The sequence below is a fragment of the Agrobacterium sp. LR_9 genome (assembly GCF_041954855.1).
Classification (GTDB): Bacteria; Pseudomonadota; Alphaproteobacteria; order Rhizobiales; family Rhizobiaceae; genus Agrobacterium; species Agrobacterium leguminum.
Genome location: NZ_JAVAYA010000039.1, coordinates 16,850 through 29,753 on the forward strand (window position 1 = coordinate 16,850; position 12,904 = coordinate 29,753).

Consider the following 12,904-nt stretch of genomic DNA (forward strand, 5'->3'; position numbering starts at 1 on the left):
ATGAGGGAGGAAGACGGGAAATGACGGATTTTCAGGGCAGAACGATCCTTGTGACGGGCGGCAGCGGCGGTATTGGCGGGGAAACGGTGCGCCATCTCGTGCGCGCCAATGCCGATGTCATCGCGGCAGGGCGTTCGCAGGAGGCGCTCGAGGCGATCGCGAAGGAAACCGGTTGCCGCACATTGGCGTTCGATCTCGCCCGCGACGAGGAAATCCGCGCCGCGCTGGAGGGGCTGGATCTGTGGGGCGTCGTCAATTGCGGCGGTTTCGGCGGCGAGATCGCCACGCCGATGGATACGGATATCGCCATTTTCGACAAGGTCATCACCATCAATGCGCGTGGTGCGCTCTTGGTAACGAAATATGCCAGCCAGTCCATGGTGAGGCTCGGCAAGGGCGGCGCCATCGTCAACGTCTCCAGCCAGGCAGCCCTTGTGGCGTTGCCGGGCCACATTTCCTACGGCTCGTCCAAAGCAGCTCTCGACAACATCACCCGCTGCTCGGCGCTGGAGCTCGGCCGCTACAATATCCGCGTCAACAGCGTCAATCCAACCGTCGTGATGACGCCGATCTCGTCCGGCCACTGGAGCCAGCCGCATGTGGCCGAGCCTTTCCTGAAGCAAATGCCGCTCGGCCGGTGGGCCAGCGAAGCGGAAATCGCCGCACCCATCGTTTTCCTGCTTAGCGACGCAGCCTCGATGATTACCGGCGTTTCGCTGCCCATCGACGGCGGTTTCACCTGCTGCTGATATGTTGGTAGTGTTACGCCCTTCGTCTTAGAGGTCAGACAGAGCATGGCCCGAGCGCTTCCAGGTGTGTCCTCTTATGATTGACGAGGCCCTGGCGAACGTGATTGAGGACTGGGATTTCTAGATTTCTTACATCCCGAAGAGTCCGGATGAGATCGATGCGAAACAACAGAGCGGCCGTAGGTTCGATTCGGTTCAAAAGTTAGACCGTGATTTGAGACGCGAGTCAAAGTGCACAGTGCTGCTTCGTGGCAGGAGCGGTCTTGACGATAACTGTGCGGGTTTAGCCGCCTGCGCAGCCTCCGACTTGTTATGAGCGGCAATCCAACAAGCGTCGTTGACGGGCTCAAGTCAAAAGTTTCGAAGGAACTCTATCTGTTTTGCAAGCTTTACCGATGACATCATCAAGGGAGTCACCAGATGGCATTCATCGAAGCAAAAGATGGCACGAAACTGCACGTCAAGGATATGGGCGAAGGCCGCCCGGTCATCCTTATCCACGGCTGGCCGCTGACCGGCGATATGTTTGAATACCAGACGGTGGCTCTGCTGGAAGCAGGCTTCCGGGTCATCACATATGACCGTCGGGGATTCGGCCAGTCTGGACATCCGGCGAGCGGCTACAACTATGATACCTTCGCCGATGACCTTGCCGCTGTCATCGATGGCCTAGAACTCCAGAGTGTTTCGCTTGTCGGCTTTTCCATGGGCGGTGGCGAAATTGCTCGCTATCTCACGAGGCACGGCGCGTCGAAAGTATCAAAAGCAGTTCTTGTCGCGTCGGTTGCCGGTTATCTTCTCAAGGACGAGAGCAACCCTGATGGTGTTGATGCCAGCGTCTTTGAAGGCATGAAGAAGGATATCCGCAAGGATCGCTTCGACTTCCTGCAAAGCTTTGCCAAGACGTTCTACGGCGTCGGCTTCGTGACCAGCCCGGTAAGCCAAGGCATTCTGGACTGGTCCTTTGTTCTCGGTGTTATGGCAAGCCCAAAGGCCACAATCGATTGCGTTGACGCATTCGGCAAGACGGACTTCCGGCCAGATTTCGCGGCGTTTACAATTCCCACGTTGGTCATCCATGGCACGGGCGACAAGACGGTGCCAATCGATCCAACAGGCCGAGCGGCTGCGAACGGTATCGCCGGAGCAAAGCTCATCGAGTATGACGGAGAACCCCATGGCCTGTTTGCGACTGTTCCTGATCGCCTGAACCAGGACCTGATCGAGTTTCTTGCCTGATGACAGGGTGGGCGCATCCAAGCATGCGCCCACTGTCTCAATAATCGGACGTCATTTCAAAATATGTCAGCGCGGAAACCTCGCCAATCCCTTCGCCAAGATCGGGCCAGTGGGACGACCTGTTGGCGATCCACCCGCCTGTTCGAGCGTGATCTCGTATAGCTGATTGTCACGCGGGGTTGGCAATGCGGGCCCGTCAAGGCGAGCCGAGCGAACGCCTTCCAGCAATCCAAGCGAAACAGGCCCCATTTCCCGAGACGGAAGCGTCCAGACCTCTATCGCTTTATCGTTCGGCACGGCAAAATCGGCCAGCATCCGTATCGTCGCCCGCTTGTTTCCAAAGTCCTCGACGACAGCCTGAACCTCTCCGGCCTCATTGATCAGAACGGCGACGACAAGCGGCTCTATCGTGCGAGTGAGGCTGTATCCAAGACCGATCGCAAGCAACAACGCAGCTGCAAATGACGAGAGTGCCGCAATCTTCCAGCCTTCGCTGTTATTATCATTCGCAACCGTGGACACAGGAGTGTCGCTTTTCGCATGCTGCGCAGGCAGCGCTGATTCAATGCGATGCCAAAGAGCCTCGTCGACGGTTGCCGGTGTAACTGCTGTGTCCAGCGGCAGAAAACGCTCGCGGCTTGCGGCAATCGCGGCCTTCAGTTCGGGATCACGCTCCATGGCTTCCTCGACTTCCGCGGCGGTGGCGCTCTCGGCCAAACCCAGTACATACTCATCGGCGAGGTGCGCTATGTCCTTGCGATCATAGGTCATGCCATGCACTCCCGGAGCGTCAAAAGCCCGCGCCTGATCCAGGATTTCACAGTCCCAAGCGGAACGCGCAGTCTGCCAGCGATCTCCCCGTGTGAATACCCGCCAACATAGGCCATAAGAATCCCGTGCCGCTTCGTTTCATCGAGCGATCCGAGGCATTCGTGCAGCCGGGATTGCCGGTCCAGCCGGTGCCACGCTGCCATGATTGTGTCTGCTTGCTCGGTTTCCTGAAGCGTTTCGACCTCTGCGACCGAATGTTCACGCCTGCCATCCCGCAGGAGATTGAGCGCCCTGTTTCGAACGATGGCATAAATCCATCCCCGCGCGGAGCCACGGTCGGCACTGTATTGATAAGCGTGGGTCCATATTCGGATAAAGGCTTCTTGGACCACCTCTTCGGCAAGCTCGCGACGCCTGACGATGCGTTGCGCCACAGCGACCAGCCGCCCGGCCTCCTGATCGAAAATGCGTCGCAGTGCCAATCGGTCGCCCTTGGCGCAGGCGGCAAGCGCCTTATCCAGATCATCCGGCCCAGAGCCCATCAATATCCTTATCCTCCCTTGATGCCGCGGTTAAACATCGTCAGCCTTCTGGAACTATACCCATCCAGGCAGCGAATGAATGCACCCTGAAAATTATTTTTCTCACCTGCATCCAAACGCATCCTTTGCGGTGTCTTCAACAAAGAAGGGTCAAAAGCCGAGTGCCTGACGCCTTCTTGAACGTTGAACGCACGGGAGAAAGACATGAAGACCATTCGTTTCGCACTGATCGCCTCCGCAGCCTTCGCCGCCATGGCATCGACAGCCTTTTCGGCACCCGTTCTTGGGCTGACGGGCGACAAGACACTCGTCATGTTCGATACTGAAAAGCCCGCGGTGACAAAGACCATGGAAGTAACCGGCGTCGACAAGCTCGTCGGCATCGACTACCGCCCCGGCAACAAGACGGTCATCGGCGTTACCCCGGATCATCGCATCGTCACCATCAATCTCGAAAGCGGTGCAGCCACCGATCTGGCGAAAATGGACAAGATGCTGACGATGACGGAGGCGCCGGTCGTCGTTGACTTCAACCCGATGGCTGATCGTCTTCGTTTCATGAGTGGCACCACCAACCACCGTGTTCACCCCGATACCGGTGCAGTCACGGTAGACGGAACGCTAGCCTTCGAGGATGGTGACATGCACAAGGGCGAGGTGCCCAACATTGTCGCAGCCGCCTACACCAACTCCATCGGCAAGCCAGAAAAGACCGCGATGTTCAATATCGACGCGACCATCGGTGCTCTGGTCCAGCAGACCAAGCCGAATGACGGCACTTTGAAGGCGATCGGCAAGCTTGGGCTTAAAGATAAACCCGCCACCTATGCCTTCGATATCCAGGGCATGGAAGGCGGCAAGAATACCGCCTATCTCGCTGCAAACAAAATGCTTTACACCGTCAATCTCGAAACGGGTGCCGCATCGGAAGTCGGTGCTATTACAGGCACGGACAACGAAGTTCGCGACATCGCTGTTCTTCCCGCTATGTGAAACAGGAAGACGGACGGAGGCATCTAGTAGCAATTTGCCGCCGTCCGCGCTTCCGTTTTGGAGGCCTAATGTTTGCGAGAGCGATCCAGATGTCTGATTATTATTGCTTTTCCGACGGCAAAGGCGATTGGGCGTTGCTGCGGTATGCAAGCCTAGTTGGGGCGGCAGGATCGATGGTTGTCATTTCTTGAGTCGCGGAAGCCTCTGAAGTTGCGGAGTTATAGTTCGAGGTCCCAATTATGAGGTTGGCGCCGTAATGCCTCTTTCGAATCTATAGCTCGCAGTGCAATTAGTAACAAAGCAGTTCGCTGGATCGTGGATCTCTTCGCTGAACGCTGGCGGTGTTCATGACATCGCCAGCCCGGCACCCATTACGCCGCCTCCCATACTTGGTTCAGTATTTTGGCCGCAAGTGCTGCTTTGTCTTGCGGCAAGAAACGCCCGTAGTGCTGTTGAACCATTTCCGGCGTATCCTGAATGGCATAGCTCGCCTGTTCATATGAGCCCGTGAGTTTGAGGATGTGCGTTGCCAACACGTCCCGAACATTGTGTGGGCCGTGCGGCAGCAAGCCACTGATTGCTCCGCGACCGGTATAAGGGTTATAGATGCCATAGCGTTGGATGATGAGACGCCAAGCCTCGTAGAATGTCGTTTGATTATAGGCGGCGTCAGCGCTTGATAGCTTGACGGTTTTGACGAAGAAAGTACCCGGATCGGTAGCCTGACCGAGCAGAACCTTTCGATGACGTTCGATGTAGGCGTTGATGTAGTGATAAAGGTTGAGCAAGTCTGGCAGGATCAGTCTGAATGGCTTTGATCCGAAGAACGACGAGTTGGCGTTCTTAAAGGCGACCGACGGGATCAAAACTTCCCAGCCTCGCTCTCTGTCGTTCCACCGAATTTCTCCGCGCCGCATCTCTTCCAGACGCCTTTCGGACGTTGGGAAATGTCCGCGTGGGCAAAACAGCAGCTGTCGGAGGTTCTTCTGTCGCAACCCAAGATGAAGTCCTAGCCTCAACATGAGAAACGAGCGCACGGATTCTGCAGCAGCTCTCGGATAGCGGTCTTTGTCAGGCATGCGGAAAAGGATTTCGTCTGTGATCTTGCGGTATTCGGCAAGCGGGCTTGGTGCCTCAAGCACACACATGATCGGCTCAAATGGGTCTCGATGAACGCGCATCACCCGTTGGATTTCCCTGATGCGGTTCCTTGCGTGAGAATGGAACGCGTCGCAGCAAGCGTGCCAATCACGCCGGGCGAAGGCGATCTCCTTTTTCGTAACCAAGCCATTTACCGGCACCACGCGCTCGATGAGTTCGGGATGTTGCCTGATCCAACCGGTTTCCTCTCGGGTGAGCGACAACGAGATGCTGAGCATGTCCGCTTCCCAGGCCGTGTAGAAGCCGCGTCGTCGCTCCCGCCACTGTAGATACCAATCCCAGACACCCGGAAAAACCAAGAGTCCAAAGGTCAATGCGCTTAGCGGCACGCCTCGACCGGCGACTTCGCCCTCAGGTGACGCAGCAAGAGCACCAAACATCAACCCAAGATGTTCGAGCTTCTGAGATGCCGTTTCCTCGCCCCAAACTCCATTGCGCTTGAAGCCGACTGCCGTCAGGGTCGCGGTCTTGAACGACATCAGATTGGCCATTTCGAGCGCAAGTTGGGCAGGTGCGTCGATTACGCCGGAAAGCATATCGGGGTCTTCCAGCTCGTCTTTACATTCATCGACCACCTTACGGGGTGACGTCATCGGTCTGCGAGAACCGCCGTACGTTACGCCAGGAAAGCGGATGGCATAACGTTGTTTCGTCGCCAGCGCCTGATAACGACGATAGTCCGTCGCACCGGTTAGAATAACCCGCCTTACCCATTCAAGGATTTCCGCACGCTTTTCCTCCGGCAGTAAGTTGAAATCATCCGGCAGATGCCATGCCAGACGTCGGCGCTCCGCGGGAGATACGTCGTCACCAACGTCATATCCGGCCCCGGCGCGAGACTGATGTGGCAGCTTTTCCTTGAAGTAACCGAGTGGCAGTCGGTACCGGCGTTCTATTCGATTGAGGATTTCCAAGTTTGCCACGCTGCGGGGCACTTTCGTTCCCTTCAACCAGCTCAACAACGTTGTTGCTTCAAGCGCATCTCCTTCTCGGAAAATGGCGCGATGCAAATGGTAATAGCTCTCGCCGAAACGGTCGATATGAAACTGGAGAGCCGCCTGAAACGACACCGGTTCGTCGTAAGTCTCGAAAAGCGGTTCCGGGAACTCTTCGATGGGCTTGGGTTTCGGGCCGGGCTTTGATCGATAACCGGGTTTTGCCGCGTCAGAAGCTTGTTTGCTTGAGAGACCTTTTACGCGGCTCCGTGTTTCTGCTCCTTTGCGCGCGGCCGAGGGTCTTTTATGGCTTCGCCCGGTTTCAGCGAGCCACCGTGAGATCGCATCGAAACCGTACTGGCCGACCCTCCTGAGTTCTGCTGATATTTGATCAAGACCGCATGCGAGTGAGATTTCTTCCCAATTGACGTGCCTGCCGAACATTGGAGGAGGCATCTGATCATCGATGAGACCGATCATATATTCTGAAATTGCTCGAACTTGTCTTGCGTCTGTGAGTGGTGCCAACTTCATGTCGCAGAAGCTGGAAATCTTGCGCCGAAAGACGATTGCCGATTGATCTATGCTCATTCAGGTTTCCCTTGCAGATAACAGCCCAGCCTGGGCGCGGCTTGCTAAGGGAATGAGGTTAATGAGGTATTAATACGCTGATTGAATTGATGCGACTACGCCGAAGTGATGTGTTGCTTTCCGGAGGAAGAGCCATCGCGACTTCTAACGCCTCTAACTGAGCTCCTCTCGTCAATTGGTTCTCCGAAAATCCACAATCAGCTCATAGGATGTGCTGCGGCCTCCTGCTTCCCCTTTCCGTAGAATGCCTTTCTCCAACAGGTCTGCAATGTCGCGGGACGCCGTATCTTGAGATGCGTTCGTCAGCTTCGCCCACTTCGTTGATGTGAGCTTGCCTTCGAAATTGCCCTCTAGCAACCTGTTGAGGACCTTAGCTTGTCGCGGATTAAGATCATGCACAGCATGCTTTTGCCAAAAGTCATTTTTCAGCAAGACGTTATCGAGAGTTGCGAGCGCACCTTCAACCGCGTTGCCCAAACGATCCAAGAACCACTCGACCCAGCTTGTTATGTTGAGAGATTCGTTACTAGTGACTAATTGCAGGGCTTCATAATAGCCCGTCCGCGACTTCTCAATAGCGGCGGACATGGAGTAAAGTCTCTGTGCCCCGCCACCGCTTTGTGCAAGTATCATGTCTGCGATTGCGCGGGTGATGCGACCGTTGCCATCTCCGAATGGATGGATGGCTACGAACCAAAGGTGGGCGACAGCCGCTTTTACGAGAGGATCGAGATCATGCGTTTTGTTGAACCATTCGAGGAAGGTCGACATCTCACGCTCTAAGCAATCTGCCGGCGGCGCGACATAGTGAACTTTCTCGTATCCGAATGCGCCTGACACGATTTCCATACGACCGCCTGAGTCGTCACGCCAATTTCCGACACGCAGCTTGTGGCCCCATTCGTTTCGTCCGGTCGGAAACAGCGCTGCATGCCATTGAAATAGCCGCTCTGCCGTCAGTGAGTGTGAGCAATTGATCGTGGCGTCGAGAGTGATATGGACAATACCTTCAACAGACCTGTTCGGGGTCACGAAGCCATCTATGTTGATACCAAGCCGTCGGGCTAACGATGATCGGACCTGCTGTTCATCCAGACGCTCCCCTTCGATCGCCGACGATTTGACAACGTCGTCCGTCAGCGCCTGCAGGAACGTTGCCTCCCGTATACGAAACCCGAGGCTCTCGACGCGGCCGATGAGGCGCCCTTGATCAAGGCGTACGGCTGACACTTTCGACGCCAAGCGCTCGAGCTTCCAGTGGAACTTCGGCCATTGAGAGGATTGCCAGATATACACCATAATTCATAGTACGCTCCGAATGCGGAGAATAGCAAGCTTAATCTCCGCAACTATGCGGACGTTATAGTGCTTAATCTCCGCACGACGCTCAGATCAATGATGCTAGCGGTCGCCATGGGATTAAGAGACTGGTCGATCTTGTTCAAATCGTTCCAACGAATTGCTGTGTTAATACACTCTCCCACTCGGGGAAAATTGATTACCAGGGTCGCTGGTTCATATCCCTTCAAGAGCTTAGATCGATCGATTGGCCCTCAAAAAGTCCAGAAAGGCCCGCATCCCCGCTCCGATATGGCGGTGTCTGGGATAGTAAAGGCAGAGGCCAGGATAGGGCGGCGTCCACTCGGCTAACGCCTGCCGGAGTCTCCCGTCCGCAAGTGCTTCCTCGGCCATCCATCGAGTGACATAGGCGAGGCCGCAGTCGTCCAGAGCCGCGGCCAGAAGAAGTCGGGACTGGTCGACCACGAGGTTGCCGGTCGTCGCCACGACGACATCCTCGCCCCGGCGCTGAAACTCCCAGCGATAAATCGACCCGCCCGCCATGCGGAGCTGGATGCACTGGTGAAGCGAGAGATCCGACGGACTTTCGAGAAGCGGCGCATTGTCGAGATAGGCGGGCGATGCCACCACGATGTGCTGCTGGTCTGGACCGATCGGGATTGCGACCATCTCGCCGGGGACGAGTTCCGCCGCGCGGATGCCGCAGTCGAAACCTCCTTCGGCGATATCGACCAGTCGCCCTTCGGACCGGATTTCGAAGCGCATTGCCGGCTGCAGCTTCACGAAGCGCGTCAACAGCGGCATTAGCACCTGCTCGGCGGCGTTGGCGTCGCAGTTGATCCGTACGAGCCCGGACGGCGAGGCGGCTTGGTCGTGAAGCTCCTCGACCGCCATTCCGATTTCGCTGAGCGCCGGCATGAGCCGCTCCGCAAGTCTCCGCCCAGGCTCCGTCAGCGAGACGTTCCTCGTCGAACGGTGGAAGAGCTTCACTTTGAGACGTCTCTCCAGTCCGGCGACTGCGTGGCTCAACGCCGACGCCGTCTGGCCCAGAACTCGGGACGCAGCGCGAAAACCTCCGTGCTCGGCGACGGCAAGGAAGGCCGCTAGCTCGCCAGGAGGGAGCAAGCCGACTGTACGAATTAACTCATCATTGCGTGTAGTCTCAGTCATCTAGTTCATGAATGCCACGTGCTTATCTTCGGGACAAGTCGATTACTGAAGGAGTACGACCATGACTTTACCTATACCGTTCGGCTTTTCATCTACGGCCGCCAACGTTCTGGAAGGCGTCGACCTTGCCGGCCGGAACGTCATCGTAACCGGAGGAGCAGCTGGCATCGGGCTGGAGACGAGCAGAGCTCTTGCCGCCGCAGGCGCGGCCGTGACCATTGCAGCTCGGCGTCCGGACGAGGCCGAGAAGGCAGTCGCTGAGCTGAAAAAGAGCATGCCCGAGGCTCAACTGCGCGTTCGCCGCCTCGACCTCGCGGATCTGTCTTCCGTGCAGGAATTTGCGGAGAGTTGGAACGAGCCCCCGCATGTCCTCGTCAACAATGCGGGCGTCATGGCCATTCCGGAAATCCAGCGGACTGCGGAAGGACGGGAGATGCAGTTCGCGACGAACTATTTGGGGCATTTCGCACTCACGCTAGCGCTGCGACGGCATCTAGCCAAGGCAAATGGTGCCCGTATCGTTTCCGTCGCCTCGACTGGCAACCTGTTCGCGCCCGTGTTCTGGGACGATCCGGACTTCCGCTTCATTCCATACGATCCGCTGCTTGCTTATGGGCAATCGAAGACAGCCTGCATCCTGCTGTCCGTTGGGATCACCAAGAACTGGGCCAGCGACGGGATAACGTCCAACGCGCTCAATCCCGGAGCGATTGCCACGGGGCTTCAGAAGCACACCGGAGGCCTGCGAACCCCCGAGCATTTGCGCAAGACAATAGAGCAGGGGGCAGCCACGTCGGTGCTGCTGGCGGGTTCGCCGCTCGTCGAAGGCATTTCCGGTAGATATTTCGACGATTGCCAGGAGGCCTCGGTCGTTGACGAGCGGGGACCTGGGCCCTTCAAAGGCGTGGCGAGATACGCCGTTGATGAGGACAACGCGGTCCGCCTCTGGGAGATCGCGACGCGGTTGCTGGGATTGCCTCTGTGAGCGGAACACCCTGTCGACCTGTCCGGACCGGCAGGGTGCTCGTCGAGCGATGACCGGACGCTGATCAGGCCTTGGCCGCCACCGGAAGCCGGAACGGCGCGCCCAAGCGGTTGAAGGCGTTCATCGTCGCGATCGTGATCGTCAGATCGACAAGATCCTTCGGTTCGAAGGCTGACGCGGCCGCGGCATAAGCCTCGTCCGAGGCGTGGGTCTGGCTGACGTTGGTCACCTCCTCGGCCCAGGCGAGAGCGGCACGTTCCTGTTCGTTGAACAGATGAGGCACCTCGTCCCAGACCGGCAGCAGGGTGATCTTGTCCACTGACATCGTCTTGCGCAGATCGCGGCTGTGCTTGTCGATGCAGTGGGCGCAGCCATTGATTTGCGAAACGCGCAGGAATACGAGATGAATCAGTTCTTCCGGAAGGTTCGTGCTCTTCGTGACGTAGTGATGGATACCGAGAAGCGCCTTGGCGCCCTCGGGAGCGACTTCTGACCAGTTTATGCGGGACATGTTGTTTTCCTTTCTTCTGGACACGGTTCTCCGTTCGCCGGGTAAACCGTCGTTGCTTGTGCAGTAGTTGAGGAGGTAGGTCTGGTAGCTAGCGCTACGGCTTGCGCGGCGTCGTCAGGACGGTTTCGTCGGTGTCGACGACGAAGACGGCGAGCAGTTTCGCCGGCTCTGTCTTGCTGGCATTGGCGGAGACGTCGTGAAGGTCACCGGGAAGTTCCGTGAAGCTCTGGCCCACAGTAAAGGTTTTCGCTTCGCCGCCGTTCACCGCGCTCAAGACTGAGCCTTCAAGGATGGTTGCGTAGATCAGCGCGGATTTTGCGTGGGTGTGTGCGGCGCTATAACCGCCGGGGCCGTACTCGACCAGTGCGGCCTTGATGCTCTTTCCTGGTACGTCTGGAAGAGGATGCTCATAGACCAGTGTCACCTTGGCGTCCTTCGTATCGTAGGCCAGCGCAGGCTTGGTGACGTCATGCGCCTGGGCAGCGGCCAACGAGGCTGCCAGTGCGGCGGCGGCATAGAGAAATGCTTTCATGATTTTTCTCCTGATGTTCGGTGGTTTAGGTGTTAAGCCATCCGGCGAGCGTGATCTTGCCCTTGATGTAGTTGCCGCTGGGCACCAACGAGCCCGTGACGACGGGAGCGCCAAAGTAGTCGACGGAGGCGTCGGCGCTCACCGGCCGGGCGTCGCCCTTTGCATCGAGATAGGTCCGGATGAAGGATTCGAACGGTGCGCGCTCGGGTCCAGCAAGGTCGACTGTTCCGTTCTTCGGGCCTCCCAGCGCGGCCTCCACCAGAGCGGCGGCGACGTCATCGGCTGCGATCGGCTGAAAGTCGATATCTGGCACTTTCACCGCGCCGTCGGCCGAGTACGCGTCCACCAGCGTCTCCGTGAATTCATGGAATTGTGTCGCCCGAACGATCGTGAAGGCCTGGCCCGAGGTAGCGACGGCCTCCTCCTGAGCCAGCTTACCTGCCATGTAAGGATTGGCCGCGAGCTGATCGGCATTGACGATCGACAGGACGACGTGATGGCGCACACCCGCGGCCTGCTCCGCGCTCGTCAGGTTGCGGCTCGACGTCGCGAAGAAGTCGGTAATGACAGCCTTGTCGAAGGACATCATGTTCGACACGTCGATGACGGCGTCCGCTCCTGCGAGGGCTTCTTCCAGTCCTTCTCCCGTATAGGCGTTGATGCCGTTGCGGGAGCTGGCGACGACGGCCTCGTGGCCGGCGTCCTGCAGCAGCTTCACTGCCTTCGAGCCGATCAGGCCCGTGCCGCCGATGACGACGACCTTCTTCATCTTGGTCATGGTGCTTTCTCCTATGACGAGGCTCGATTGCCCGTCTTGCGTTCGTGGAGTTCAAGGAAGGCGCATCCCCGAGCGGCGATACCACCGTCGTCGGCTGCACCAAGGTCCGCCAGAAGGTCCGCGACGGACACCTTGGCGAGTTCTGCGCGATAGGCCTTTTCAGCCTTCAGCATCGCGGCGTTGATCTGGCAGGGTTTTGTGAAGTAGCGCTGCGGCAGAGGGTTGGGGCCTCGCTGCCGGATTTCGGCGCACCGGAAGGCGGGTGCCGGTCCTTCGACCGCGAGGACGATGTCGAGGAGGCTGATGTCCTTCGGCGCTTTCGCCAGCCGATAGCCGCCCTTCGGTCCCGGCGTCGTCGCGACAATCCCGGCACCGGACAGCGCCTGCAGATGCTTTAGAAGATAGCTCGTTGACACGCCGTGGTGTTCGGCCAGTGCTGCCGCTGACAGCACGCCGTCTTGCGACAGGCCTGCCAGAAATGCCGTGCAGTGGATGGCCTGCTCAACGCCTTCGCTCAGTTTCATGTTGCATCTCCGAATCGTGGATATAAAATGTCTATGATTGAGGTCCATGTCAATGCCCGATCACGTGATCTGCTCGAAATATCGAACATGAGATCAGAAGCCGAAGGTCCGCCTGACTATTGCC

The 12,904-nt window shown here is 57.7% G+C and carries 13 protein-coding genes; 4 read left to right on the forward strand and 9 right to left on the reverse strand.

The window, feature by feature from the left end; all coding sequences use genetic code 11:
• Positions 1 to 20: 20 nt before the first annotated feature.
• Positions 21 to 749, forward strand: coding sequence for an SDR family oxidoreductase (locus RAC79_RS24570; protein ID WP_003521601.1), 729 nt, complete (start codon positions 21 to 23; stop codon positions 747 to 749).
• 420 nt (positions 750 to 1,169) lie between these two features.
• Positions 1,170 to 1,988, forward strand: coding sequence for an alpha/beta fold hydrolase (locus tag RAC79_RS24575; RefSeq protein ID WP_374997638.1), 819 nt, complete (start codon positions 1,170 to 1,172; stop codon positions 1,986 to 1,988).
• A 66-nt stretch (positions 1,989 to 2,054) separates the two neighbouring features.
• Here the strand turns inward: RAC79_RS24575 and RAC79_RS24580 are convergent, their stop codons facing one another.
• Complete coding sequence (locus RAC79_RS24580) at positions 2,055 to 2,759, reverse strand: anti-sigma factor domain-containing protein (protein WP_374997639.1); 705 nt, start codon at positions 2,757 to 2,759, stop codon at positions 2,055 to 2,057.
• Complete coding sequence (locus tag RAC79_RS24585) at positions 2,756 to 3,301, reverse strand: sigma-70 family RNA polymerase sigma factor (RefSeq protein WP_374997640.1); 546 nt, start codon at positions 3,299 to 3,301, stop codon at positions 2,756 to 2,758. Before RAC79_RS24585 ends, RAC79_RS24580 begins: the two co-directional genes overlap by 4 nt.
• Before the next feature lie 204 nt (positions 3,302 to 3,505).
• On the opposite strand from RAC79_RS24585, the gene RAC79_RS24590 reads away from it, so the two are divergent.
• The gene (locus tag RAC79_RS24590; protein ID WP_374997641.1) at positions 3,506 to 4,294 is read left to right on the forward strand and encodes a DUF4394 domain-containing protein; all 789 of its coding nucleotides are present in this window, start codon (positions 3,506 to 3,508) and stop codon (positions 4,292 to 4,294) included.
• A gap of 371 nt (positions 4,295 to 4,665) precedes the next feature.
• Here RAC79_RS24590 and RAC79_RS24595 read toward each other — a convergent pair whose 3' ends face one another.
• From RAC79_RS24595 to RAC79_RS24605, 3 genes are all read right to left on the reverse strand, one after another.
• A complete protein-coding gene (locus tag RAC79_RS24595) occupies positions 4,666 to 6,981 on the reverse strand; it encodes a hypothetical protein (protein WP_374997642.1) in 2,316 nt (771 codons plus the stop codon).
• A 171-nt stretch (positions 6,982 to 7,152) separates the two neighbouring features.
• Complete coding sequence (locus tag RAC79_RS24600; protein ID WP_374997643.1) at positions 7,153 to 8,280, reverse strand: Fic family protein; 1,128 nt, start codon at positions 8,278 to 8,280, stop codon at positions 7,153 to 7,155.
• 234 nt (positions 8,281 to 8,514) lie between these two features.
• Positions 8,515 to 9,450: a LysR family transcriptional regulator gene (locus RAC79_RS24605; RefSeq protein ID WP_374997644.1), complete on the reverse strand. Its 936-nt coding sequence runs from the start codon at positions 9,448 to 9,450 to the stop codon at positions 8,515 to 8,517.
• 61 nt (positions 9,451 to 9,511) lie between these two features.
• On the opposite strand from RAC79_RS24605, the gene RAC79_RS24610 reads away from it, so the two are divergent.
• Entirely contained in the window at positions 9,512 to 10,435 is a 924-nt protein-coding gene (locus tag RAC79_RS24610) for an SDR family NAD(P)-dependent oxidoreductase (protein ID WP_374997645.1), read from the forward strand.
• Positions 10,436 to 10,499: 64 nt separating this feature from the next.
• Here RAC79_RS24610 and RAC79_RS24615 read toward each other — a convergent pair whose 3' ends face one another.
• From RAC79_RS24615 to RAC79_RS24630, 4 genes are all read right to left on the reverse strand, one after another.
• On the reverse strand, positions 10,500 to 10,946 hold the full coding sequence (locus RAC79_RS24615) for a carboxymuconolactone decarboxylase family protein (protein ID WP_374997646.1): 447 nt from the start codon (positions 10,944 to 10,946) through the stop codon (positions 10,500 to 10,502).
• Between the two features lie 94 nt (positions 10,947 to 11,040).
• Complete coding sequence (locus RAC79_RS24620; protein ID WP_374997647.1) at positions 11,041 to 11,478, reverse strand: cupin domain-containing protein; 438 nt, start codon at positions 11,476 to 11,478, stop codon at positions 11,041 to 11,043.
• Positions 11,479 to 11,503: 25 nt separating this feature from the next.
• The gene (locus RAC79_RS24625) at positions 11,504 to 12,256 is read right to left on the reverse strand and encodes an SDR family oxidoreductase (protein WP_374997648.1); all 753 of its coding nucleotides are present in this window, start codon (positions 12,254 to 12,256) and stop codon (positions 11,504 to 11,506) included.
• 11 nt (positions 12,257 to 12,267) lie between these two features.
• The gene (locus RAC79_RS24630) at positions 12,268 to 12,780 is read right to left on the reverse strand and encodes an RrF2 family transcriptional regulator (RefSeq protein WP_374997649.1); all 513 of its coding nucleotides are present in this window, start codon (positions 12,778 to 12,780) and stop codon (positions 12,268 to 12,270) included.
• Between the last annotated feature and the right edge of the window lie 124 nt (positions 12,781 to 12,904).